The sequence below is a fragment of the Nocardia mangyaensis genome, from assembly GCF_001886715.1.
Taxonomy (GTDB): Bacteria; Actinomycetota; Actinomycetes; order Mycobacteriales; family Mycobacteriaceae; genus Nocardia; species Nocardia mangyaensis.
The window spans coordinates 2,925,918-2,951,440 of record NZ_CP018082.1; the positions used below are offsets into that span (position 1 = coordinate 2,925,918).

The window sequence follows — 25,523 nt, forward strand, 5'->3', positions numbered from 1 at the left end:
CTGGATCGCGCTCGCTGTCGTCGCGGTTATCACCTGGCGGCGCCAAGACAAGAACCGTATCGATCAGGAGGCCTACCGATGACCACCACCGAAGCCGCACACACCGGCCTACACGCCGATCATCCGCTGACGCCCTTGTCCGCCGACGAGATTCGCGCGGTCAAGACGGTATTGACCGACGCCGGGCTCGTCGGCGACAGCGTGCGGTTCGTCTATGTCGCGTTGGACGAACCACATAAGTCGATGGTGCAGGGTTTCACCCCCGGTGACCTCATCGAGCGGCGTGCCCGAGTGCTGCTGCTCGACCGCGCGACCGGGGCTGGGACCGACCACATCGTGTCGGTCACGAACGGCGAGATCGCCAGCTCGGCGTCGATCGACTCGGCGACGCAGGGGCAAGTGCCGATCCTCGACGAGGAATTCGCCGACATCGAGGAGTACCTGCTCGGTAGCGTCGAATGGGTTGCAGCTATGGAAAGGCGCGCTATCGATCCGGCGAAGGTTCGTGCAGTTCCGTTGTCGGCCGGCGTATTCGGGCACGACGACGAGGTCGGTCGCCGCATCGTCCGAGTACTGGCCTTCCACCAAGACGACGCAGTCGATCTACCGTGGGCCCACCCCATCGACGGTGTGAACGCCTACGTCGACCTGGTCGCGCGTCAGGTCGTGCAGGTGATCGACGACGTCGTGTTGCCCGTTCCCGTCGAGCGGGGCGAATGGAATGCGGCTCCGCACGCCGCGCCGATCCGCGCCGATCTCAAACCCATCGAGATCACCCAGCCCGAGGGGCCGAGCTTCACCGTGGACGGCACCGAGATCACTTGGGCGAACTGGAATTTCAGGTTCGGATTCGACGTGCGCGAAGGGCTTACCCTGCACCAGTTGTCATTCGACGACAACGGGGTTCGGCGTCCGGTGATCTACCGGGCTTCGATCGCCGAGATGGTTGTGCCCTACGCCGATCCGTCACCGGTGCGCTACTGGCAGAACTACTTCGACCAAGGTGAATACCTGTTCGGCCGCTACACCAACTCCCTCGAGCTGGGCTGCGACTGCCTCGGCGAGATCCACTACTTCGACGTCACCGCAGCCGACGAGCACGGTGATCCGAAGGTGCTGCGCAACGCTATCTGCCTGCACGAGGAGGACTACGGTGTGCTGTGGAAGCACACCGACACGTTCAACGGCATGTCGGAGACGCGGCGATCGCGTCGGCTGGTGATCTCGTTCTTCCTGACGATAGGCAACTACGACTACGGCTTCTACTGGTACCTGTATCTCGACGGCACCGTCGAACTCGAAGCCAAGGCGACCGGCGTCGTATTCCCCTCCGCCTACCGCGGTCCTGGCGGCTTCGCTACCGAGGTGGCACCCGGCCTGGGCGCCCCGTTCCACCAGCATCTGTTCTCCGCTCGACTGGATATGGCCGTCGACGGCGACGTCAACACCGTCTCGGAGGTCGATGCGGTGCGGGTTCCGGTGGGCCCGGACAACCCGTGGGGCAACGCATTCCGCGCACAGAAGACGACCCTGCTCACCGAGTCCCAGGCACAACGGGTTGCCGACAACCGCAAAGCACGAACCTGGCACATCACCAATCCGACCAAGCAGAACCGGCTCGGCCAGGATGTCGGCTATGCGCTGCACCCGGAGGGACAGCCCGTGTTGCTCGCCGATGACGCGAGCTCCATCGCGGCCCGCGCTGCGTTCGCGACCAAAAACCTGTGGGTGACGCCCTATGACCCCGCACAACGCTATCCAGCGGGTGACCTGGTGAACCAGCACCCCGGGCAGGCGGGTCTGCCTGCCTTCGTCGCCGGGAATCGCAACATCGATGCACAAGACATCGTGGTGTGGCACACCTTCGGGCTAACCCACTTTCCGCGCCCTGAGGATTGGCCGGTCATGCCCGTCGACTACGCAGGATTCAAGTTGAAGCCGGTCGGATTCTTCGACCGAAACCCCGCTCTCGGAGTGCCGACCGGCACCACCACGCACTGCTGCGCTGACCCCGCTGACCACGCGTGAAGTACCCCGCGGCACCGACCCGAACCACACGGCGGTTGGGCCGGGTCGGTGCCGGCTTGGCTTTAGCATCAGCCGCACTGCATACGGAAAGGCTGGACGGGCATAGCGGACCGCAACCGTTGCTCACCATCCTAATGGCCGCGATGATCGCTGGGTGCATGCTCTGTGCGCTTCATCTCTGGTCATTGCCCTCGGTGCGCGACTGGACGCTCGCGGCGACCATGAACTTGGGAATGATCGCCATACACATCGCAATGGCAGGCGATCACTCGACGCACCAGATGCCACATCACGGCCCGTCCCACAGCGGACTTTCCACCGTGCCCCTTGACGTCGCACTCCTTGTGGCCACCACCGAATCCGTGCTGGCGATCGGCGTCTTGGTTTGGCGCTCAGTGGCCGCTCACTGCGGTCGGGTCGGGATGCTCACCGCCCTTCAGCGCCTCCCCTCGACCAGCCGCTCAGGCCGGACAATCCGTATCTCGAGAAAGTAGTTCTCTGCCCGACAACGACCACACAACGCGAACGCACCTTTATGACGCCAGAACGTTGAGGAGTTCTACCGACTACTCGACGGCGTCGTCATCGACGACGTGAATATCTTCAACGCGGAACTCATATAGGGAACACGCCAGACAAGGCGCTCCTGCAAATGAACGGGGGGCGCAAGGAGAAGCCCCTATGCCTGTTGCCCACGCATTAGTGGAACGTCGACTCTTTTCTGCGATTGGACGGCCACGAAGCGTGGTTTCCGGGACCGGCAGATCTAGTGACTGGACGGCGGTCCGAATTTCCCGGCCAGAGACAGCCGCCATGAGGCAGCAGTACCGAAGACAAGGACAACAACGTGACAATGAGAACCTTCCTTTCCACGCGACCGACGATCGCCGCAACAAGCGGCGCGGCCGCTGTCGCCGTGGGCCTGCTGTCGGTGGGCGCTGCCAATGCCGATACGTTCGTGCCGCTACCGGACGGCCAGAAGGCCGGTCCGGGCGTCACCATCACCCGTACCGGCGAACACGCCGTTATTTCGCCCTCGATGGCAGCCAACGGCGCGGGCCGGGTCGTCTGGGTTTCCGGTAACGCGGCCGCCGATGTCGCGGTGACCCCCGAGGGGGAGGTCGGCCCGAACAACGGCCCGACCAGTGCGGATGGCACCAACAACTCCTCGACGCACGGCGCTTCGCAGCTGAACACCGGCTATATCGTCGGCTGCCAGGTGAGCATCGGTGACGATGCCATCGGCCTCGGCGGGTCCCTCGGCGTGAACCTCAACGGCGGTAACATCGGCGGCTCGGTCGGCGTGGAGCTCGGCCCGGGTGAGGTCAAGTTCGTCCAGATCGACTACAAGAACATCACCAAGCCCAGCCGGTACTCGGTCGAGTACCAGGATGCCGAGATCGAGATCCAGGGTTGCGCGGGTTACGCGCAGGCGCGGTCGTACACGGTGGTTGAGATCATCGGCGACCACTACTCGAAGACGACCCTGTACGGCCGGCCGTTCAGCATCGGCTGAACCGGCGGATCCGTCCACGTCGTATCGAAACGAACCTCCCCTCGCGTACCACGCGAGCTTTCCCCTCGAAGGGTCCAACCATGATCAACCGCAAGAAAGTGGCACGCCTTGCCGGCGTCGGTGCCGCTGCCACCATCGCCATGGGTCTGTTCTCCACCGGCGCCGCCAATGCCGATACCTTCGTACCGCTGCCCGGCGGTGAACTCGTCAAGACGCTGTCCGACGGCACGGTGGTGACCGTGCGGATGGTGGGCGAGTCGGCCACCATCAGCCCGTCCATGGGGTCCACCCCGGTGCACCGCAACGCGTGGGTTTCCGGTAGTGCCCAGGTCGAGATCGCCGGCGGCGGCGAACCCGGCGGCTACATCTATCCCGGCTACGTAGTGGGCTGCCAGGTCAACATCACCGGCGGCGGCGCCGAAGGCGGCGCTGCCGCTAGCGTCGACAGCGAAGGTTCGGTGAGTCCCAGCGCTGAAACCGGCGGCAACCTGACCATCGGCCCCGGCCAGGCGAAATCGTTCTACGTGCTCGATATTGAGAGCCCCGACGACTACGGCAACGAAAGGCACTCGGTCCTGAACGGCTTCCAAGGCAGCACCGGCTCGGTGACCTGGTCCGATGAGACCATCGGACTGAACGGCTGCGGCGGCTATGCCCAGGCTCGGTCGTTCATCGGCGTCGAGGTGATCACCGAATCGGTCACCACCTGGGTCACCCTGTGGGGCCAGCCGTTCAGCCTCGGCTGAACGATCGAGCGCAGGTGATCACACCGTTGGTGTGGCGCGCTGGCTCGACGGACGAAACCCGCTCGTCGACTCTTGCGGGGCCCGAACGAGCCAGCGCGCGGTGACGGCATAAATGCGTCCGGTGACGGCCGCGATGAACATCGCGGTAGCACCTCGTTACTGCCCGAGGGTCGACCAGCACCAGGATCACGATCTATTGCTGGAGTACTAAGAGCTCCTAACAGGTTCTGTCGGGTGGCGACGAGTCTGCTTGTAGTGCAGGATGTTTCGTCGTGGCAGCGCCGTGGATCGTGGACGACCAGCTGTGGGCAGTGATCGAACCGCTACTACCGGTCAAGGCGGCGGGAACACCGGGACCAGCACGGATGAACGATCGACTTGTCCTGCAAGGGATTCTGTTCGTGCTGATCACCGGCATCGGGTGGGAAGACCCTGCCACAAGAACTGGGATTCGGGTCCGGCATGACCTGTTGGCGTCGGCTACGCGACTGGCAGGCCGCCGGGGTATTCGAGGCCATGCACACCACGATGCTCGCCCACTGCCACCGCGCGGGACTGATCGATTTCGACCGCGTCATCCCCGACGGCTCACACGTACGGGCAAAAAGGGGGGCGCCGACACTGGTCCAAGCCCGGTCGACCGCCGCAAAACCGGAGCGAAACACCACATCCTGACCTACGGCAACGGCCTACCACTCGCAATCGTTCAATCAGCGGCCAACATCAACGACCACCTCGTGCTGCCCGAACTACTCGACCGTGTGCGGCCTCTGCGAGGACGCCCCGGCCGACCACGCGAGAAGATCACGACCCTGATCGCGGACAAGGGCTACGACTATCCGCGCGTCTACGACGAACTCGAGCAACGACGAATCACCGTCTACATCCCACGCAGCGGAACCCGCGACAAGGTGACCGCCGGCCGCTGGATCGTCGAGCAAACCCTGGCCTTGCTGCACCAATACCGATGCCTGGCCGTCCGCTGGGAACGCCGCACCGACATCCATCAAGGATTTCTCGACCTCGCCGCTGCGCTCATCTGCTGGCGACGACTCAGCAATCGAACCTGATAGGAGCTCTAAGCAGCACCATCGATTTCGGAGTTAACGGCATCTTCAGCGACCTGCTTTGCAATTCCGAGTGGATGCGGTTCTTGCCGCCGGGCAGGCGGGCCGCGGGTCTCCGTCTGCACGGACCCGGGACTGCTCCAAGATCATGCTTTACGCCGGCCGCAGCGGCCTCTCCACACGCGCCGACGGGACGTAGCGAATCGACGGCGGCGCTATCGTTGCCGCCATCCGGAGGCCGGTGGCGTAGGAGCGGAACGCGGCCCGGTCTCCTGGTCGCGCTCGCACGTCGAGCAGTTCCCTGGTGCGAGGGTGGAGCAACTCGCGGACGGCGACGGATGGCAGGAGTCGTGGGACCCAGCTGGTAGGCCGTAAGACCTCGGGTGCGAGCGTGTGACCGGCTGGGGTGAGGCGTAGCTGCTGTGCGCAGGTGCGCTCGAAGTAGTCGCGGAAACCCGCCCAGTCCGGTGGCATGGCGCGCGCGGATACCCCGAACCGGAGATACCATTCGCAGCACTCCGTGTACAGGCGTTCGTGGTCGCGATCGGACATCGGCGAGATGAAGGTATTGATCGCGACTACCAGCGTCTCCACGTAGGTCGCGTGCTGGAAGTGGAACAGGTTCGGATTCAGCGCGTGGAACCGCGCGCCGCGGTCGTCGGTTCCACCGATGTGCCCATGAATGTTGAGCATGCGGTGCCGCTGGTTCCGGTCGTCGTAGGCCATGTCGATCGTCTGCGAGACGGTCCGCGCTTTGTGGTACCACAGCCGCATCGCCATGTGCTCGTCGAGAGCCGTCGCGATGGCCGGGTGCAGAATCTGCAGCCCCACGGCACGTGGCAAGGCGAGCAGGAATCGTCGGTCGCCGACGTACCGGCGAAGCAGCGAGGTTCCTCTTCGGTGGCGCATCGATGACTTCCTCAACCGCGCATCAGGCATTGCGGTGCGGCGGGTACGGGAAGTGGTGTGGTCATCATTGACCCCGTTCGAAGATTGGCGATTCTCGGCACGCCTGAGAAAATGATGCTCAAAGTCTCTCATTGCCTCGGATGTCTGTCAACGGATTGATCCACCTTCATGTGGATGTGAAGAATCAGCCTATTCGTCCTGGTTGAACCGGATCGAGTGCGAGTTCGCTGCGCTGCGGTATTTCGCGCTCAACGGCACCGACCACCGCAGCCACGACGAGCAAGACACCGCGATCGGCAACTACATCCGCTGGCGCAACCAGCACGCCGGACCGATCCGCGACTTCGCCGTCGGATCCAAGATCCGACACCCCGATTACCTACCCAACGTTGCTTGACGAGGCACTAGCTGTCGGCGACCGCATCGTGGTCCCGTTTCAGATCAGTTGTGGGCACTGCTATATGTGCGACCGCGGTCTGATGACCCAGTGTGAGACAACGCAAGTGCGTGAACAAGGCAGCGGCGCGGCATTGTTCGGCTACTCCAAGCTCTACGGTCAGGTCCCGGGCGGTCAGGCGGAATACCTGCGGGTACCTCACGCGGACTTCACTCGTATCAAAGTTCCCTCGGGGCCGGATGACACCCGATTCCTCTACCTGTCGGACGTGCTGCCCACCGCGTGGCAGGCCGTCGAATACGCCGCGGTGCCCGAGGGAGGCTCACTCACCGTGCTGGGTCTGGGCCCGATCGGCGATATGGCCTGTCGGATCGCGGCGCAGCGTGGCCTGAAGACCTTCGGGGTCGACCGAGTGCCCGAACGGCTCGCTCGCGCAGTGCGATTCGGAGTCGAGACCATCGACTTGGACGCCGCGGACGGTGAGGTTGCCGACATCATCCGCGAGGCCACCCATGGGCGCGGCACCGATGCGGTGATCGACGCGGTCGGTATGGAAGCCCACGGCTCGCCGGTGGCGGCCACCGCGCAATGGTCGGCCTCGCTCCTACCGGACGCGGTGGCCGAAAAGCTCATGAACACCGCGGGTGCGGACCGCTTGGCGGCGCTGCAGCTGGCTATCGACATTGTTCGGCGGGGCGGCACGATATCTCTGGTCGGCGTCTATGGAGGCATGCTCGATCCCTTACCGATGCGTGTCCTGTTCGACGAGCAGATCCAGCTCCGGATGGGTCAGGCCAACGTCAAGCGTTGGGCCGAGGACATCATGGTGCTGCTCGGCGATGACGACCCGCTCGGCGTGGAAACCTTTGCCACCCACCGGCTCCCGCTCGCGTCCGCACCCGACGCCTACGAGATGTTTCAGCACAAGACCGGCGGGGCCGTCAAAATTGTTCTCGACCCCGCCATTCAGCCGGGCTGAGTGAGGGGAGTGGCGTCGGGAACTGCCTCCCCGGACTCCTAGCGGTCAGTTCACCGGCTACGCAACTTCTCCAGCGACTGGCCTTCCCATACTCGGCAATCAAGGCCGGACCGGCGCGATTCGTGACGGTGGGCACGACGACGACCAGCGCGACACGATGGGTCTCGGCAGGATCTGGGCCCTACGACACCCTGATAGGCGATGATGAGCTATGCGGACGCGCTTCCATGAAGATCTTGAGCAGCTCGCGAACCAGCTGCACACGATGTGCCTGCGTGATCGCGCGGCGATCGCGGCGGCGACCGGTGGGCTACTCAACGCCGATCTGGAACAGAGCGAACGGGCTATCGAGATCTGTCAGGAACTCGATACCCTGCGCGATCAGTGCGAACACACTGCCGTGGCGCTGTTGGCGTTGCAGTCCCCGGTGGCGGGCGAGCTTCGCAAAGTAGTCACCGCGATTCAGTTGGTCGCCAACCTGCACAGAATGGGCGCCCTGACCGAGCACATCGCCGACATCGCGCGTCGCCGACACCCGGAACACGCGGTCCCAGAATCCATGCGCTCGATCGTGGCCCGGATGGGTGCGGCGGCGGTAGCGATGGCGACGTCTGCCGCTGCGGTCCTGGCCTCCGGCGATCCCGAGGATGCCGCTCGGTTCGATGCTGAGGACGACACCATGGACCGGTTGCACCATGAACTGCTGACTGCTGTGCTCGCCTGCGACGGACACAGCAGCAAGGCGATGGTTGTCGACATGACGTTGCTGGGCCGATACTACGAGCGGTTTGCCGACCACACCGTGGAAGTCGGCCGCCGAACGATTTTCATGGCCACCGGCTGCAACCCCGAGGAGTGGGCCGCTACCCGACCCCGCGACCGGTAGTGCCCCGCTTGGACATCGCCGAAGCCAGGTAGCAGCAGTGAGCCATTTTCATCCTGCCACTGATGCACGTTGCAGCACAGGAGGAGTCAGGCACTCGGCCTCGACCAGGTTGGCGAGGGTATCGCGGGTATCGAGGAGGTCGCCGAGCTCGATCGGTTGACCGCGCTCGTGGGCCTTGTCGACCTCGTGCAGGAAATCGCGTAGCGCGGGGGTGGCCGCGTTGATCTCCGGCGCGTCCCGGACCTGCTCGATGGCCTTTTCGAGCTTCTTGGCGGCTCGGGCCTGCACGACGGGGCGGCCGAGCTCAATCGCGTTCTCGAACTCTCTTTCCGAGAGCTCGATCAGTTTGAACCGGTCGGGGAACTTCTGGGAGAGCCGTTTCGCCTCGGCGAGAACCTCGGGATGCGGGGGATCGCTGGCGCGGATGACGTATTCGCTGACCTCCTGAATCTGATGGGTGGCCAGCAGCATTCGCTCCTTCTTGAGCTGTTTGAGTCCCTCGTCGCGGTTGACCCAGCCCGCCTTGTACTCGGTGACGTTCTTGACCACGTGCGCGTTCGGATCGACCTGGCCGGCGTCGTGGCGGCGTTGGCCGATCGGGGTGTTCTGGACAACCTCGGTTTGCCAGCCATCTTCTGCGTTGCGGCCGGTCATCTCCATGTGGCCGAACATCAGTGCGTCGTGGCGGTCTTGCCGGCCACCCCACGCTCGACCTGGTCCTGCGGCCTCGAGCAATGCGACCGCGTCGCCCGAGCTCCCGGTACCGTCGAACGCCGCTCGCAACCCGAGGACCGGTCGCGCCAGCTGGTCGATGATCGCGTCGGGATCCGGCACCCGGTCAGCGGGTCGGGTGCGGGGGGTGTCCCTATGGGTTTCGTCAAACCGTGCAGTGACCAGTCGGTGCCTCAACGGAAGTATTGGACCAGGCAGAACTCGTGCTCCTCGGGATCGCGCATGACCATGACAACTCCTTCGTCGTAGTCGTGCCGCTCGCCGGACCAGCGGCCGCCCAAGTTCTCGACCTGACGGCGACCGGCTTCGATGTCGTCAACCTCGATGTCGAGGTGGATGCGGACCTTTCCGGTCTTGGGCTCAGCCACTCGTTGGAAGGTCAAGCGTGGCCTGCTATCAAAGCGCGAGCCGATGGTTGCCCATCCCGGATCATCGCCATGTTCGGCGGTAGCGGGGATTCGCAGGATCGCGCTCCAAAACGAGGCCAGTCGCTTGGGGTTCGCGCAGTCGATCGTGATCCCGACCCATCGATTTGCCATGTCTACCAGCATGAACGAATCGGGTTCGCTGTGGTCTGCGTCAAGCCGGAATCGGTGTGGGTGTTCGGTAGGGCTGCTTGGTTTTCAGCATCGCGTAGAGGACGTCGCAGCGTCGTCGGGCAAGGCAGATGAGAGCGGCGTTGTGCTTCTTGCCCTCTGCTCTCTTGCGGTCGTAGTAGGCGCGGCTGGTGGGATCGTGCAGGGCTGCGAACGCGGACAGGAACAATGCCCGTTTGAGCTTGTGGTTGCCCGATCTGGACGGGAACTCGCCGCGGATCGAGCTGCCTGATCGGTGGGTGATCGGGGCGATGCCGGCGTAGGAGGCGAGGTGGCCGGCCGAGGCGAAAGCGGTGCCGTCGCCGACTTCGAGCAGGATGCGGGCGCCGGTCCTGACTCCGATGCCCGGCATCGAGGTCAGGACCTGGGAAAGAGGGTGATCGGCCAACATCTCTTCGATATCGACAGCGACCTGTTGCCGTTGCAGCAGAACAGTTTTCAACGAGTCGGCGAGTTTCGGCAGGACACTCTCGGCGGAGCGCGAACCAGGAACGACGACTGTCTGTGCGGGCAACGCGGCCAGGATTTCCTCGACCAACCGCGCGCCCATCCGGGGCGCGTGTTTGGTCGCGATGGTGGTGAGTTTGCGGCGGCCGGCCGCCCGGATTCCTTCGGGACCGCCGCAACGAGACAAGATTTCCAGCACGGCCGGGTGCGCAACGCGTGGCCCGAGGACGCGTTCGAGGGCGGGGTGGATGCTGGTCAGCAGGCCGCGGATTCGGTTGCTGGTGCGGGTCGCTTCTCCGGCAAGGTCGTCATCGAACCCGACGAGGACACCGAGCTCGGTCAGGGTTTCGTCGCCGGTGTCGACTCGACGCAGGGTGTGGGGCATGGTGCGAGCGGCGCCGGCGATGATGTGGGCGTCACGGGCGTCGGTCTTGGACTGGCCCGGGTAGAGATCGGCGATGCGGCGCATCGATAGTCCGGGCAGATAGGCGATGTCGTGGCCGCAGGCGCGGGCGACGGTGACCGGCAGGGCGCCGATGGTGTTGGGCTGATCGACCACGATCAACAGCCGGCCTCGGGTAGCGAGCTGGTCGAACACTGCCCGCAGTCGGGATTCGTCGTTGGGCAAGGCCTTGTCGAAGAGCCGTTTGCCGTTCGGGTCCAGGCCCACGGCGTGGTGCTCGCCTTTGCCGACATCGATGCCGCAGAACACGGCGTATGCCTGTGTCACTTCGTGTTTCCTCGTCGAGTGAGAAGCCGCTGGCGGAAACGGTCACCGATCGAAGCGTCAACGCCCGGCACCCACGTTACGAAGAGACCTATGTAGCGGCCCTGTCCCCATCAGATCAGATCCATACCTCGTCATAGCCGCTTGCCAGCGCGAACACCGTACGTTGACGGCATTGGCATTGAACCTGGGTCGGTGCACATCTCCAAGGAAGCGGGAAATCGCATGGGATGGGAACCGGGTCGTCGAGTTGGTCGCCTACGATGACGGGATGCGGGCCTGCCGCGGTTGCGACCCTGCGTGCTTGTGGGGGGTGCAGGGGTTCGACTGGCTTCGGGCTGGCCTCTGGGCGAGTCCTGAACGTCGCGCTCGGCGTCGGGGTGACGGTGGAAGCCGAGAGGGCGAGGACGGGATCGAAAGTGAATGAGAATCGGTTGGTTGCGCTATAAAGGTGCTGGTCAATTGGTGTGCTCCCCGCGCGAGCGGGGATGAGCCCTGGTAGCCGCCCTCGACCTTGTCCCACAGGCGGTGCTCCCCGCGCGAGCGGGGATGAGCCCATTTGTGGCACTACTGGTTTCGAACTCACTACGTGCTCCCCGCGCGAGCGGGGATGAGCCCGTCAGCGGCATGTCCAGGGGTAACCGCGCCCTGTGCTCCCCGCGCGAGCGGGGATGAGCCCCGTCGAGCACTCCGGCAGATCTAGCCATCCGAGTGCTCCCCGCGCGAGCGGGGATGAGCCCCCCGAACCACCACGGCCGTATGGGCTTTCGAGGTGCTCCCCGCGCGAGCGGGGATGAGCCCTGCTGGACGACCCCGAGGCGCGCTCGGAAGTGGTGCTCCCCGCGCGAGCGGGGATGAGCCTTCTTCGGGCGCGAACTCCTTGTAGAAACTGTTGTGCTCCCCGCGCGAGCGGGGATGAGCCCAGGACTGGTTCGCCGCGTTCATGGAGGACTGTGTGCTCCCCGCGCGAGCGGGGATGAGCCCAAGAAGCCCACCGAGGGCGAGCCTGGCTGGTAGTGCTCCCCGCGCGAGCGGGGATGAGCCCGCCAGCAGCTCGCTGGTGTTCATCGGAGACTCGTGCTCCCCGCGCGAGCGGGGATGAGCCCGCGTTGAAATCGCTCTCGGTGTTGAAGTAGCGGTGCTCCCCGCGCGAGCGGGGATGAGCCCACCTGCTGACCGGGATCGTGCGATGCGGCGTGGTGCTCCCCGCGCGAGCGGGGATGAGCCCCGGACGAGGCCGAGCTCCTCGATCAGCAGCCCGTGCTCCCCGCGCGAGCGGGGATGAGCCCCTCGCGAACGCCTTGATCTCGCGTGGCGACAGGTGCTCCCCGCGCGAGCGGGGATGAGCCCAGCAAGCGTTGTGGATCAACGAACAGTGCGACGTGCTCCCCGCGCGAGCGGGGATGAGCCCGCGTCCTGCCAGTCGTAAACGAACTGGATGACGTGCTCCCCGCGCGAGCGGGGATGAGCCCGGAGCGATGGCGTCGAACGTAGCTCCCTCGGGGTGTTCCCCGCGCGAGCGGGGATGAGCCCCGGGACGTGCTGGGGCACCTGCGAGACGAAGTGTGCTCCCCGCGCGAGCGGGGATGAGCCCGGGCGCCCGCTGCGCGGACCGAAGGCGACCCGGTGCTCCCCGCGCGAGCGGGGATGAGCCCGAGGCCCAATCCAAGAGCTGGGACGCAGCGCTGTGCTCCCCGCGCGAGCGGGGATGAGCCCCCCGCCGGGGCGCTGATGTGGCACATCGACCAGTGCTCCCCGCGCGAGCGGAGATGAGCCTCAGGCCAGGAACTGATCGACTACGCCGACACGTGCTCCCCGCGCGAGCGGGGATGAGTCCTGGATCTGGCGAACCTCCATCATCGGCAGGAAGTGCTCCCCGCGCTAGCGGGGATGAGCCCCAGCCCGACGCCCTGCTCACTGCACCACTCCGGTGCTCCCCGCGCGAGCGGGGATGAGCCCTCGGGCCACGCCTGCACGTCGGCGACGGTCGGGTGCTCCCCGCGACGCGCGCCCCTACATCACCGCGCGCGAGCGGGGATGAGCCTACCAACCGCCACCGGGGCGCGCGGCTTCCAATGCTCGGCATCCTTGGGTCTAGGTGGGTTGACTATCAGAACTCGGTGCGGATGGACACACTGCTGCCGCGAAATTGGACCCGGTGAAGCGTTGGCGGAGAGCTGTGACTTCCGAGTCGAGAGGTGCTCAAACTGGGCTTCTTGTGAGCTCGCGCCGTGATGGTGGTTTGAGTAAGGCCGTTCAGAGCAAGGCCTGGTCGCCTGCTCATGAGCAGGTTTGTGGTAGCAGGAGTTCGGTCGAGTTTTGAAGGGGGAGTGTAGTTGTCGGTGGGTATGGGTAGGGTCGGCTCTCGCGTTGATCGGACGGTTAGCGAAGGGGGCGTGATGGTTTCGTCGGCGGTGTTGTCGGCGTGGGCGAAGAGTGATCGGGCGGGTGGCAGTTTGTCGCTGTTTCGGCATTCTGCTGATTCGGCGGCGGTAGCTGGTCTGGTGTGGGATCACTGGTTGCCAGGCCATGTCCGGTCGTTGTTGGCCGATGGTCTACCGGGGGGCCTGCCGGATGGGCGAGTGTTGTTCTGTTGGTTGGCGGGCATACACGACCTTGGCAAGTTGACTCCGAGTTTCGCTTGTCAGGTCCCGGAGTTGCTCGACCGGATGCATAGCCACGGGTTGTCGGTGGCAGCGGCGCCGGTGGATCGTAAGTTGTTGCCGCATAGTTTGGCTGGGCAAATAGCCGTGGAGAAGTACCTGGTCGCTTTGGGGTGGTCGAAGCGTGTGGCGTCGACGTATGCGGTGGTCGTCGGCAGCCACCACGGTGTTCCGCCGACGGTGGGGCAGATCCAGGCGGCGACCAACGGTGGACGCGCGTTGTGGGGTGGGCCGGAGTGGGAGGCTGCTCGCTGCGAGTTGATAGCGTTGGTGACTGATCGGACGGGTGCGGCGGACCGTGTTGCAGGCTGGGCGACGGTGCGGCTGTCGACGATGCAGCAGGTGCTGATGACGGCGGCGGTGATCGTGACCGACTGGATCGCCAGTAACCAAGACTTGTTTCCGCTGGACAGTGAGCGTGCGTCCAGTGTGGAGGCCGCGAAAGCGTGGAAGCTGCTCGGTCTACCTGCCGCCTGGTCGCCGGTCGGAGCAGCGACGGATTCTGCGGCTGCGAGCGAGCAGTTGTTTCGGTCTCGGTTCGCTCGTGATGATCCGATGCGGCCACTGCAGCAGCAGTGTCTGCGGGTCGCCTGTGAGTTGCCGGAGCCGGGGTTGATGATCATCGAGGCTCCCATGGGGGAGGGCAAGACCGAAGCTGCTCTGCTTGCCGCCGAAGTTCTTGCTGAAAGGTTCGGTGCTGGAGGGGTGTTCGTGGCGTTGCCGACGATGGCGACCTCGGATGCGATGTTCGCTCGGGTGCGGCAGTGGGTGGACGCGGTGTCGGGAAGTCCGGGCAGCATGGTGTTGGCGCACGGCAAATCGGCGTTGAACGAGGACTTCACCGAGCTGAAGCAGCGAAGCTTTGTCGATATCGGGTCCGATTGCGAAGACAGTGCCGTGCTGGCGCATGGTTGGTTCGTCGGTAAGAAGGGGCCGCTGGCGAATTTTGTTGTCGGCACAATCGATCAGGTGTTGCGAGGTGGGCTCAAGACACGTCACGTGATGCTGCGGCACTTGGGGTTGGCGAACAAGGTTGTGGTGATCGATGAGGTCCACGCCGCGGACAGCTACATGTCGACCTACCTGTGTCGTGTCCTGGAATGGCTGGGCGCGTACCGGGTTCCGGTGCTGTTGCTGTCAGCGACGTTGCCGCCGGCGCAGCGTGGTGCCCTGCTGGATGCCTATCGGCGTGGTCGACCAGAGGTGGCCGAGCCTGTTGCGCTCGATGTTGTGGGTTACCCCGCGATCTCGGTGTGGCCTCATACTGAGTTGTCTTGTGCGGTGGCGCCGTCGGGGCGGTCGATCGACGGTATCGAGCTCGATTTCATCGACGACGACGATGAGTTGTTGACCAGCTGGTTAGCGGAGGTTCTTTCTCAGGGCGGGACGGCGGGGGTGGTGTGCAACACCGTTGCCCGGGCTCAACACCTGTATGGGGTGATGACCGCAGAAGGGCGGTTCGACGCCGGTGAGGTGCTGCTGCTGCATTCGCGTTTCGTGTCGGTTGATCGTGCACGGTATGAGAGGCGGTTGCGTCGGCTGCTCGGACCGCCGGGTGGCGGTGATCGGCCGCAGCGGCTGATCGTCATCGGCACGCAGGTGATCGAGCAATCCCTCGATATCGATGTCGATCTTCTGGTGACCGATGTGGCGCCGGTGGATCTGATTTTGCAGCGAATCGGTCGACTGCACCGCCACGTGCGTTCGGGCCGACCCGATTCGGTGAGTAGTCCGCGTTGCTGGGTCCGCGGCGCGGACTGGGGAGCTGTGCCCCCGAAGCTGGACAAGGGATGCGAAAAGGTCTACGGCCGAGCACGTTTGCTGCGTGCGGTTGCTGTGCTGACCGGTGTGCGCTCGGCCGGGGTGAACATTCCGGCTGACATTCCCGGCTTGGTCTCGGACGCCTATCGCGAACGCTTCAATGCTCCTGAGGGGTGGGAAGAGATGTTCGCAGATGCGGAGTCGGAGTGGGCACTGCAGATGTCCGATCAACGTAAGCGAGCAGGTGACTATCTGCTCGGCCCGTCACACACCGAGAACCTGACCATTCGTGACTGGTTGGTCGCCGGGGTGCGCGACGACGCTGACGGCGTCGGCGGTCAAGCGCAGGTCCGCGACGCCGAAGACAGCATCGAAGCGGTCGTTGTCCAGCGCGTCGGTGACGAGGTCCGCGTACTACCGACTGTTGCCGAGGTGGGCGGCCATGTCGTTCCCACCGATGCTTGCCCGCCATCACGGCTGGCGAAAACGCTGGCGCAGTGCACTATCCGGTTGCCACCGTTTCTGACCCGATACAACAGGATGAACGTCGTGCTGCGAACGCTCGAGGACACGTTCTATCCGGGGTGGCAGCAATCGCATTGGCTGGCAGGTGAGCTCGTCTTGGAACTAGACGAGGATCTGAGTACCGAGCTGGCCGGATACCTCGTGGCCTATGACCCCATTCTAGGGCTGGTAGTGACACCGAAGAAGGAAACGAGCACCGACACATGACGACGGCAACGGCGGGATTGAACCTCATCGAGGACCCCTGGATCCAGGTGGTCGACCGGTCGGCGAAGGTAGAACTGCTCGCGATTCGCGAGGTGCTACATCGAGCATCGCAGCTATCCGGCATCGTCGGTGAGGTTCCCACCCAGTCTTTCGCGATTCTGCGCGTCCTGTCGGCGATCCTGCGTCGCAGCATCGCCGACAGGCCCGGCATGGCGGTGGATGTGTGGTCATCGTTGTGGGAGTGCGACAGCCTGCCGGCTACTGAGATCGATCGCTACCTCGACACTCACCGCGGGCGTTTCGAGCTGTTCGACGCGCAGCAACCGTTCTTCCAGGTCGCCGGACTCAAGGCCGCGGGCGACACTGTCGGCCCGCTCGACAAGCTGATCGCGGATGTGCCCAACGGAGTCAAGTACTTCACCACCCGTGCTGGTCGTCATCTCCAGCAGATCGACTTCGCCGAGGCTGCTCGGTGGTTGGTCCACGCTCACGGGTTCGACCCGTCCGGCATCAAAACGGGCGCGGTCGGTGATCCGCGGGTGAAGAACAACAAGGGCTATCCCATCGGCGTCGGCTTCGCCGGCGCATTGGGTGGGGTGTTCCTCGAGGGCGCGACGTTGCGTGAAACGCTGCTATTGAACCTTGTTCTGCTCGACACCAACGGCGAGCGCTATCGCAGCGACGATGTCCCGGCGTGGGAACGACAACCGGACGGACCCGGGGTCCGCACAAACCCGGTGCCGACCGGGCCCGCGGACCTGGCGACTTGGCAGAGCCGCCGAATCCGGTTGGTAGCCGACGAGAACCAGGTCACCGGTGTCGTGTTGTGTAACGGTGACCCACTCGAACCGTTCAACCAGCACCGACTCGAACCGATGAGCGGGTGGCGCTACAGCGACATCCAAACCAAGAAGGCCGGCAAAACCCGGCACTATCCCCGCACCCACGATCCGGAACGGTCCTTGTGGCGCGGCATGAGCTCGATGCTCAACGACCTCGCCACCACTGAGTCGACCGCGGGCAACAACATCACCGCCGGTGTCGTGCACTGGGCCCAACGGTTGGTTGAAGACGGTGTTCTCGAAGCAACCCATCCGATTCGGTTGCACGCGGTCGGTATGCACTACATCAACCAGCAATCCGTTATCGGTGAGGTCGTTGACGACACCATCGGTTTCCGTGTCGGGTTGTTGTCCAATCGCATTCTGCGCTCGTGTGCGGTGCGGGCCGTGGACTGTGCGGACGAAGCGGTATCGGCATTGAGCTGGTTGGTCGCCAACCTCACGCGTGCGGCTGGTGGCGACGCGGACGGGCCTCGTGCCAGGGCACGCGAGGAAGGCTATTTCGCGCTGGAAGCACCGTTTCGGCGATGGTTGGTCGGGCTGGATCCGCGCAACGACACCTTCGACACCCAGCTCCGCGCCTGGCATCAGGTCGTGTTTCCGATCATCGACCAACTCGCTGCCGACGCCATGAGCGCCGCGGGTAAGCCAGCATGGGTCGGACGCAAGGTCGAGGACCGCTGGCTCGATGCGGGACTTGCCTCAATCAAATACCGGGCCCAGCTTCGCAAGGCCGTCCCGGGCGCATTCGCACCTACCGATGACGACGGAGACCTTCCATGACCTCGACACAACCGACCACCACCACCCGGTACGAGCCACTGGAAGAGTACATCCACCGGGGTATTTCGCGGCGCCAAGCTGCCTATCTTCGTCGTGAGAGCAGCGCGCTGGCCGATATGGCCAAGCTGCGTCGCGGGATCGGTGCGCCGCCCGGTCGGCTGCCGGAGCTGTGGGCACTGACCCTCGACGGTCTGCCCGCCTCGCCCGGCGGGTTCTCTGATCGCGGTCCGAGCGATGCCGAGGCAGAACCGACGGCCTGGGAGATGGCTGCCTACGACGCGATGACGGTCCACGCACTGCACCAGCAGTCGCGTGTGCAACCGATGCATCGACGCGACTTCACCAGCCTGGGCCGGGCGGTGCGCCGGCTCGGAGCGTCGGCCGGGGCCGAGGACGCGGTGCGGTCGCGCTTCCACGTGATCGGTACCGCCCAAGATCATGACGCACGCCTGACCTATCTGCGTGGGCTGATTGGTCAGCTACGTGCGTTCCAGATCCCGCTCGACTACGCGCGCCTCGCGGTGGATCTGTACAAGCTCGAGACCAGTCGATACGCCGACCGGGTTTTGCTCTCGTGGGGCCGCGACTACCACCGCAACCCGACATCGACCACCAACTCTGCTACCCCAGAAACCGGAGAAGACCAGTGACCCGCATGTTCGTCGACATCCACATTCTGCAGACGGTCCCCCCGTCCAACATCAACCGCGACGACACCGGCAGCCCCAAGACCGCCGTCTACGGCGGCGTACGCAGGGCGCGGGTATCGAGCCAGGCGTGGAAACGCGCCACCCGCAAGATGTTCGGCGAACTGGTCGACCCCACGACGCTGGGTGTGCGCACCAAGCGGGTCGTGGAACTGGTCGCCGAACGCATCGGTGACGCCGTGGACGACCCGACTGCCGCAGCCGCGACCGTGATCAAAGACGCAGGCATCAAACTCGAAAAGCCCACCGCGAAGAAGAAGGGCAAAGACGAAGAGCCCGCCGACCCGGCAGATCAGCTCGAACAGTCGAAGTATCTGCTGTTTCTGAGCGCGACCCAGATCGATCGCCTCGCCCAGCTGGCGATCGATGCCGCCCACACCGGGACCACGGACAAGGCAGCGGCCAAAGCCGCTGCCCACGGAGCCGACAGCATCGACGTGGCACTGTTCGGGCGCATGGTGGCAGACTCCACCGATCTCAACGTCGACGCCGCCGCCCAGGTCGCCCATGCGTTGAGCGTGCACTCGGTCAACAACGAGTTCGACTACTTCACCGCGGTCGACGACCGCGCACCCGAGGACAACGCCGGGGCCGGGATGATCGGTGTCGTCGAATTCAACTCCTCCACCCTCTACCGGTACGCCACCGTCAACGTCGACCAGCTCGCGAACAACCTCGGCGACAAGGAAGCGACCACGGTCGCGGTCGCGAACTTTTTGACCGCGTTCGTGCGCAGCATGCCCACCGGAAAGCAGAACACCTTCGCCAACCGCACGCTGCCTGATGCTGTCGTGATCAGCGTGCGGACCGATCAGCCGGTGAACTTGGTGACAGCCTTCGAATCACCGGTCGATGCGCTGGGCACGGCCCGCTCGGCCGGAGCAGCCAAACAGCTCCTCGAACGCTACCGGGCACTGGAAGCCGCCTACGGCAGCAGCGAGGCAACCAACTATGTTGTTGTCGCCGCGAACGGTCTCGAGGTCCTCGCCGAACTCGCCACCCCGGCATCGTTGACCTCGGTGGTCGATCAGGTCGCCACACAGGTGCGTGACGCCCTCGGCGGGGCATCGTGAGTGTCCTGCTGCTCAAACTCGCGGCACCCCTGCAGTCCTGGGGTGTGGCCAGCCGGTTCACCCGCCGAGAAACCCAACAGTACCCGTCCAAAAGTGGTGTGCTGGGTTTGATCTGCGCTGCCAAAGGCCGCCGCCGCACCGACCCGATCGAAGACGAACTGACCCGGCTCGGGTTCGGGGTCCGTATCGACCAGCAGGGCAGCCTTGTGCGGGACTTCCAGGTCGCGCGCAGTCTCGACGGTCGTCAAACCTACCCGCTGTCCTACCGGTACTACCTTGCCGACGCGGTGTTCGTGGCTGCGATCCACGGCGATCGTGAGCTCCTGTACGGCATCCGGGACGCGCTACAAGCGCCGACCTTCCCCCTTTACCTCGGGCGCCGATCGTGCCCGGTCACCGAGCCGCTGATCATCGGCGACATCGAAGACCAGTCCTTGCCCGAGGCACTGGCCGCCACCCCGTGGCAGGCCTCGCGCTGGTACCGAACAAGGCAGCCCACCACGATGCACTTGCCGATCTATCGTGACCTGCTGCCCGGTGATCCGGATGAAGCGTTGCAGGAACGGGTCCGTGATGTGCCCGTGGATTTTGATCCGCAGCGGCGCGAATACGGGTGGCGTTGCGTGGTCAGCGGCGCGGTCGAGATCACCAACCCCGAGGGCACCACATGCCACGACCCGTTCGCTGCGCTGGGAGGCGCCTGATGTACCTGTCGCGAATTCCGCTCAATCCCGCCCGCGCCGCCACCCGCCGGTTCCTCACCTCACCCCAGGCCACCCACGCGGCAGTGCTGTCGTCCTTCGCCCCCTCCGACGACACCAGCGACCACCCCGCAACCGATGAAGGCCGGGTCCTGTGGCGAATCGACCGCGCAGAGAACAGCGTGAATCTCTACGCCGTCTCACCGACCCGGCCGGACTTCACCCACATCATCGAACAAGCAGGCTGGCCGACCACCAGTACATGGGCAACCCGCGACTACCGTGGCCTGCTCGATGACCTCGTCGCCGGACAGCGATGGCATTTCCGGCTCACCGCCAACCCGGTGCGCCGGGCGATGGACCGTGTCATCAACAACCCGGCCGAGCGTGGCCGCACCACGGGCCTGGACGCTGACGGCCAACTGCAGTGGCTGCAGCGCAAGGCAACCGATCACGGCTTCGAACTCGGGCAATGCGCCAGCGGAGACAGCAAGGAACCCGACGTCATCATCACCGATCGCAGATCGGTGACCTTCCAACGCCATTCCCACACGGTGTCACTGTCGACAGCAACGTTCGAAGGCACCTTGCAGGTCACCGACCCGCAGCGCCTGCGCGCCGCGCTGGTCGGCGGGATCGGCCGCGCGAAAGGGTACGGCTGCGGGCTGATCACCCTGGCACCGGCATGAAAGACATCCCCGGAACGAGACCGCCACGGATCGGCGAACTCGTACGGGCACGAGATCGACTGTCGTTCATCTACATCGAACGCGCTACCGTGCACCGCGACGCCAACGCGATCACCTCCACCGACGAACGCGGAGTCGTCCACATCCCGGCGGCCACGATCGGCGCCCTGCTCCTCGGCCCAGGCACGCGCGTGACCCATCAGGCGATGATGCTGCTCGCCGAGAGCGGATCCACCGTCGTCTGGGTCGGAGAGCAGGGCGTGCGGTACTACGCGCACGGTCGATCACTGGCCCGCAGCTCGCGCTTGCTCGAAGCCCAAGCAGCGGCCGTGTCCAACCAAGCCAGCCGCCTGCGGATCGCACGGCGAATGTATGAGATGCGTTTTCCTGGTGAGAACGTCGCCGGGCTGACCATGCAGCAACTACGGGGCCGCGAAGGTGCCCGTGTCCGCCGAATCTACCGCGAGCACGCGGCGCGCACCGGCATCCAATGGCAACGGCGCGACTACAACCCGAACGACTTCGCCAGCTCCGACCTCGTCAACCAAGCACTTTCGGCAGCAACGACCTGCCTGTACGGAGTCGCGCACGCGGTGATCGTCGCTCTCGGTTGCTCGCCAGGTCTGGGCTTCGTTCACGTAGGCCACGAACGTTCCTTCGTGTTCGACCTCGCCGACCTCTACAAGGCCGAATACGCCATTCCCGCCGCGTTCGACGCCGCAGCCACCGTCGAAGCCGAAGGCGGCGACGACATCGGGGGAGTCACCCGCCGCGCGGTCCGCGACGCGGTACATACCGGAAACCTGCTGGCACGCTGCTGCTCCGACATCTACACGCTGCTGCTACCCGACAGTCACGGCGACGCCGAGGAATGGGACAGCGATGTCGTGGAACTGTGGGACCGCAAAGGCAACGTCGCGGCCGGCATCTCGTATGTCGAGGAGGACCCGCCGTGGTAGTTCTGGTCCTGACCGCGTGTCCGGCCGGACTACGCGGGCACCTGACCCGCTGGTTCCTCGAAGTCAGCCCCGGCGTGTTCGTCGGTGTCGTCAGCGCCCGCGTACGTGACCTGTCCTGGCAACGGGTACTCGAACTCTGTAAAGACGGCCGTGCCATCATGATCCACACCACACGCGGCGAACAACGCCTAGCATTCAAAACCCACCGCCACGACTGGAAACCGATCGACATCGACGGAATCCACCTCATGCTCCGACCCCACACCGGTGACCCGAAAGCCGGAGGTGCGCGGCCAGGCTGGAGCAAGGCGAGCCGATACCGCCGGGCACATCAAGGCAAACGCTCGGAGCCAGGCAGCCAAGGCTGACCGCTGCGCCCCAGCGTGCACTTCCGTTGAGAGTTTTGTCCTCTGGGCGGCTCAGACCTGGTGTACTGCAGCAGAATTGGATCTATCGCGATTGCGTAGTCAGGCCTTGCCGGCGTACCTTGGTAAGTGCTGAATCATTGGACCTGCTCGCGACACGATCCCGTTTGTCGGCGGTGGTCTGGCAGTGGCAGCGCGCGTCTCGGTGAAGGCAGCTTTGCAACATTGTGGGGGTCGGCATGTCTGCCGCTCTCGGGCGAGGAGAAGTGATGGACATGCAGCACCCACCACTCGGGCGTGGGCCCTCGGTTCTGAGAGGGTCCCTGATCTCGCCACCCATCTATGCGCGCCGACTTGTGCTGAATCTCGCGGCGTCAGCTGGGTGCCTTCTCGTTTCAGCGGGTGTGTGGATGCTTTCCGGCTCTGGGCGAGCTAATGGTTCTTGGCACGAATTGCTGGTGAATCCCCTCTCGATGTGGGTGATTGGCAGCGCACTGTGGCTGTGTTGCATCGCCGGGCAAGTCGCTGGACGAGAGGCTGTCTACGGGATTCGGTGCCTCGTCATCTCGCTCGTTCTCGATGGACTTGCTATGCCACAGGACGTTGATGAGTGAGCTGTCACCAGGTTCGAAATTGCGAGGACGGTCGCTTGTTCGACTCGGAACAGGGGCGGGAGCGAACCCGCCGACACCGCCGAACTCGCAAGGTGTTGACGAACCGCGGGCCGGGATGGGCTCGACCCATGCCTAGCGGTACTTTGAAGCGGGGTCGTACAGCGAGTCCCGTTCCCCGGCATCCGGGGATGAGCCCTGCTGGATCATCGGTCGAGGGCGTGAGCATGTCCTGCTCCCCGCGCGAGCGGGGATAATGCCAGCAACGTCGCAAACGCTCAAAAGGCGTGAAGTGCTCCTTACGTCAGCGAGGGAGCACTTCGGCTTCTCCGCAGCTTTGGCGAGGCCTGCGACGAGCCGGATTGAACTGGTCATGGTCGGCGATCGGAGTGTCGTGAGGGTCTTGTTTGAAAGTGAATGTGATTTGGAGGTTTGCTCTTGTGAATATGCAGGTCAGTTAGTGTGCTCCCCGCGCGAGCGGGGATGAGCCCGCGCCGCCAAGCTGACCTCGATGTTGCGCGAGGTGCTCCCCGCGCGAGCGGGGATGAGCCCGGTCCGGGCCGGTGGCGTATCGGTGACCCGCTGTGCTCCCCGCGCGAGCGGGGATGAGCCCCCGGGTGCGGCAAGGAGATCGACCGCGGTCTGGTGCTCCCCGCGCGAGCGGGGATGAGCCCTACACAGAGGAGATGGTGTGGACTGGATTCCAGTGCTCCCCGCGCGAGCGGGGATGAGCCCGTTTCACCCGATGCAATGAAATCGTCTACGAAGTGCTCCCCGCGCGAGCGGGGATGAGCCGTTCTCAAACTGCTAGGTAGCGAGAGCTTTCCTGTGCTCCCCGCGCGAGCGGGGATGAGCCCCCGCACGTCCCTTCGGGGATCGATGATCTGGCGTGCTCCCCGCGCGAGCGGGGATGAGCCCCCGATGATGTGGCGGGTACCGATATCGCCTATGTGCTCCCCGCGCGAGCGGGGATGAGCCCTGAAGCCGGACGCGACGCCCGAGGCCCCGGAGGTGCTCCCCGCGCGAGCGGGGATGAGCCCGCCGTCTCGACGTGGGCGCGTGTTCTCGCCGAGTGCTCCCCGCGCGAGCGGGGATGAGCCCGCCAGGAAGACGTCGTCGAGGATGCCGTCGAGGTGCTCCCCGCGCGAGCGGGGATGAGCCCCGAGTGCGAACCCCACACCCATACCGGCCAGGGTGCTCCCCGCGCGAGCGGGGATGAGCCCCATCGCGCCTACCTGACCGCGATTGGCGTCACGTGCTCCCCGCGCGAGCGGGGATGAGCCCGCGTCGATCAGTTCCGGGTCGGACGGCGCACCGTGCTCCCCGCGCGAGCGGGGATGAGCCCCCGTACCACCAGATCGGGACGTCGCCGCGGTTGTGCTCCCCGCGCGAGCGGGGATGAGCCCCGTGTATGAGACACGATCATGGAGCGCAGGTGGTGCTCCCCGCGCGAGCGGGGATGAGCCCCGTGTATGAGACACGATCATGGAGCGCAGGTGGTGCTCCCCGCGCGAGCGGGGATGAGCCCCGCGCGTTGCGCCGCACCAAACTCGATGAGCAGTGCTCCCCGCGCGAGCGGGGATGAGCCCTACTTCGATCCGGACGTTCTCGACGAGGTGTTGTGCTCCCCGCGCGAGCGGGGATGAGCCCAACGACATGCGGATCCTGTTCACCAACGGGTCGTGCTCCCCGCGCGAGCGGGGATGAGCCCTGTGCGGTGCCGATGAACGGCCATCCGTTGCAGTGCTCCCCGCGCGAGCGGGGATGAGCCATGGCGGGCACGATGTGGTTCGCGGCGTCGCCGAGTGCTCCCCGCGCGAGCGGGGATGAGCCCGTCTCCAAGTCCAACGTGCTGTTGGCGAGATTGGTGCTCCCCGCGCGAGCGGGGATGAGCCCATCCACAGGAACCGCTGGCGCGGGTTGTCCGGGTGCTCCCCGCGCGAGCGGGGATGAGCCCTCTGTTACGGGGTAGTGAGGTTGGTGGGCCCTGTGCTCCCCGCGCGAGCGGGGATGAGCCCTGTTGAAGTAGGCGATAAAGACCGGAGGGAACGTGCTCCCCGCGCGAGCGGGGATGAGCCCTCCGCGGCTGCTGCCCGGTGTGCGAGAAGGACGTGCTCCCCGCGCGACCGGGAAGGGCCCGTCTGCGAGCTGGTGTCGAAGCCGAACGTGCTGTGCTCCCCGCGCGAGCGGGGGATGAGCCCTACATCAACGGCGAGAAGCTCTCCAACGATCAGTGCTCCCCGCGCGAGCGGGGATGAGCCCGGGCCGGCCTCGAGCAGGACAGTCGGTGTCCAGTGCTCCCGCGCGAGCGGGGATGAGCCCTCCAGCAAACTACACCGGCGCACGCGACAGGTCGTGCTCCCCGCGCGAGCGGGGATGAGCCCAGCTGGATCGTGCGGACGTGATCGCGCCCGGCGTGCTCCCGCGCGAGCGGGATGAGCTTGGCTCACGGAAGGTCATCGGCGGCATTTCGGCCGTGCTGCCTGCGCAAGCTGGGAGCGCCCCACAGAAACTCCACACTTTTGACCGGAATCAATGCGAAATTACGAGAATCGTTCAGAAGTGTCGGTTCGTGAAAAAGCCTGGTGCTGAGTACTATTGGGCATT

Annotated in this window: 17 protein-coding genes, 2 pseudogenes and 2 CRISPR repeat arrays; of the genes and pseudogenes, 15 read left to right on the forward strand and 4 right to left on the reverse strand. The window is 65.0% G+C overall.

Features of this window, described 5'->3' with window-relative positions; genetic code table 11:
- Positions 1 to 78: 78 nt before the first annotated feature.
- The 4 genes and pseudogenes from BOX37_RS13365 to BOX37_RS13390 all read left to right on the forward strand — a co-directional run bounded on the left by BOX37_RS13365 (position 79) and on the right by BOX37_RS13390 (position 5,360).
- On the forward strand, positions 79 to 2,028 hold the full coding sequence (locus tag BOX37_RS13365; RefSeq protein WP_071927926.1) for a primary-amine oxidase: 1,950 nt from the start codon (positions 79 to 81) through the stop codon (positions 2,026 to 2,028).
- A gap of 853 nt (positions 2,029 to 2,881) precedes the next feature.
- Positions 2,882 to 3,544, forward strand: a complete 663-nt coding sequence (locus BOX37_RS13375; protein WP_071927928.1) for an MspA family porin — start codon at positions 2,882 to 2,884, stop codon at positions 3,542 to 3,544.
- Positions 3,545 to 3,624: 80 nt separating this feature from the next.
- Positions 3,625 to 4,290, forward strand: a complete 666-nt coding sequence (locus BOX37_RS13380; protein WP_071927929.1) for an MspA family porin — start codon at positions 3,625 to 3,627, stop codon at positions 4,288 to 4,290.
- A 272-nt stretch (positions 4,291 to 4,562) separates the two neighbouring features.
- Positions 4,563 to 5,360 (forward strand): annotated as a pseudogene (locus tag BOX37_RS13390) (IS5 family transposase).
- Positions 5,361 to 5,510: 150 nt separating this feature from the next.
- Here the strand turns inward: BOX37_RS13390 and BOX37_RS13395 are convergent.
- Positions 5,511 to 6,266, reverse strand: coding sequence for an oxygenase MpaB family protein (locus BOX37_RS13395; protein WP_071927930.1), 756 nt, complete (start codon positions 6,264 to 6,266; stop codon positions 5,511 to 5,513).
- Between the two features lie 202 nt (positions 6,267 to 6,468).
- On the opposite strand from BOX37_RS13395, the gene BOX37_RS13400 reads away from it, so the two are divergent.
- From BOX37_RS13400 to phoU, 3 genes and pseudogenes are all read left to right on the forward strand, one after another.
- Positions 6,469 to 6,663 (forward strand): hypothetical protein, encoded by a 195-nt coding sequence (locus BOX37_RS13400; protein WP_240505334.1) that lies wholly within the window; start codon positions 6,469 to 6,471, stop codon positions 6,661 to 6,663.
- 7 nt (positions 6,664 to 6,670) lie between these two features.
- A pseudogene (locus tag BOX37_RS13405) lies at positions 6,671 to 7,642 on the forward strand (zinc-binding dehydrogenase); the annotation flags it as partial.
- Between the two features lie 211 nt (positions 7,643 to 7,853).
- Positions 7,854 to 8,528, forward strand: coding sequence for a phosphate signaling complex protein PhoU (gene phoU / locus BOX37_RS13410; protein ID WP_071927932.1), 675 nt, complete (start codon positions 7,854 to 7,856; stop codon positions 8,526 to 8,528).
- A 48-nt stretch (positions 8,529 to 8,576) separates the two neighbouring features.
- Here phoU and BOX37_RS13415 read toward each other — a convergent pair whose 3' ends face one another.
- From BOX37_RS13415 to BOX37_RS13425, 3 genes are all read right to left on the reverse strand, one after another.
- Entirely contained in the window at positions 8,577 to 9,362 is a 786-nt protein-coding gene (locus BOX37_RS13415; RefSeq protein WP_071927933.1) for a hypothetical protein, read from the reverse strand.
- Positions 9,363 to 9,433: 71 nt separating this feature from the next.
- Positions 9,434 to 9,811 (reverse strand): VOC family protein, encoded by a 378-nt coding sequence (locus BOX37_RS13420; RefSeq protein ID WP_338039856.1) that lies wholly within the window; start codon positions 9,809 to 9,811, stop codon positions 9,434 to 9,436.
- A gap of 28 nt (positions 9,812 to 9,839) precedes the next feature.
- The gene (locus tag BOX37_RS13425) at positions 9,840 to 11,033 is read right to left on the reverse strand and encodes an IS110 family RNA-guided transposase (RefSeq protein ID WP_071927935.1); all 1,194 of its coding nucleotides are present in this window, start codon (positions 11,031 to 11,033) and stop codon (positions 9,840 to 9,842) included.
- A gap of 464 nt (positions 11,034 to 11,497) precedes the next feature.
- Positions 11,498 to 12,989: direct repeats of the CRISPR family, unit length 29 nt; unit sequence GTGCTCCCCGCGCGAGCGGGGATGAGCCC.
- A 440-nt stretch (positions 12,990 to 13,429) separates the two neighbouring features.
- Here BOX37_RS13425 and BOX37_RS13430 point away from each other — a divergent pair.
- Genes BOX37_RS13430 through cas2e form a run of 8 tightly spaced genes read left to right on the forward strand, consistent with a single transcriptional unit; the run spans position 13,430 to position 22,308 of the window.
- The gene (locus tag BOX37_RS13430) at positions 13,430 to 16,186 is read left to right on the forward strand and encodes a CRISPR-associated helicase/endonuclease Cas3 (protein ID WP_071931468.1); all 2,757 of its coding nucleotides are present in this window, start codon (positions 13,430 to 13,432) and stop codon (positions 16,184 to 16,186) included.
- Complete coding sequence (gene casA / locus BOX37_RS13435; RefSeq protein WP_071927936.1) at positions 16,183 to 17,811, forward strand: type I-E CRISPR-associated protein Cse1/CasA; 1,629 nt, start codon at positions 16,183 to 16,185, stop codon at positions 17,809 to 17,811. The genes BOX37_RS13430 and casA overlap by 4 nt, the downstream gene beginning before the upstream one ends.
- Entirely contained in the window at positions 17,808 to 18,461 is a 654-nt protein-coding gene (gene casB, locus BOX37_RS13440; RefSeq protein WP_084759617.1) for a type I-E CRISPR-associated protein Cse2/CasB, read from the forward strand. The genes casA and casB overlap by 4 nt, the downstream gene beginning before the upstream one ends.
- A 5-nt stretch (positions 18,462 to 18,466) precedes the next feature.
- Complete coding sequence (gene cas7e, locus BOX37_RS13445) at positions 18,467 to 19,591, forward strand: type I-E CRISPR-associated protein Cas7/Cse4/CasC (RefSeq protein ID WP_071931469.1); 1,125 nt, start codon at positions 18,467 to 18,469, stop codon at positions 19,589 to 19,591.
- Positions 19,588 to 20,295 carry a type I-E CRISPR-associated protein Cas5/CasD gene (gene cas5e, locus BOX37_RS13450; RefSeq protein ID WP_071927937.1) on the forward strand — a complete coding sequence of 236 codons (708 nt, stop codon included), beginning with the start codon at positions 19,588 to 19,590 and terminating at the stop codon, positions 20,293 to 20,295. Before cas7e ends, cas5e begins: the two co-directional genes overlap by 4 nt.
- On the forward strand, positions 20,295 to 20,981 hold the full coding sequence (gene cas6e, locus BOX37_RS13455; RefSeq protein WP_071927938.1) for a type I-E CRISPR-associated protein Cas6/Cse3/CasE: 687 nt from the start codon (positions 20,295 to 20,297) through the stop codon (positions 20,979 to 20,981). Before cas5e ends, cas6e begins: the two co-directional genes overlap by 1 nt.
- Positions 20,978 to 21,940, forward strand: a complete 963-nt coding sequence (gene cas1e, locus BOX37_RS13460; protein WP_071927939.1) for a type I-E CRISPR-associated endonuclease Cas1e — start codon at positions 20,978 to 20,980, stop codon at positions 21,938 to 21,940. Before cas6e ends, cas1e begins: the two co-directional genes overlap by 4 nt.
- A complete protein-coding gene (gene cas2e / locus BOX37_RS13465; protein WP_071927940.1) occupies positions 21,934 to 22,308 on the forward strand; it encodes a type I-E CRISPR-associated endoribonuclease Cas2e in 375 nt (124 codons plus the stop codon). Before cas1e ends, cas2e begins: the two co-directional genes overlap by 7 nt.
- A 1,070-nt stretch (positions 22,309 to 23,378) precedes the next feature.
- A CRISPR array of direct repeats spans positions 23,379 to 24,995; the repeat unit is 29 nt; unit sequence GTGCTCCCCGCGCGAGCGGGGATGAGCCC.
- Positions 24,996 to 25,523 lie beyond the last annotated feature (528 nt).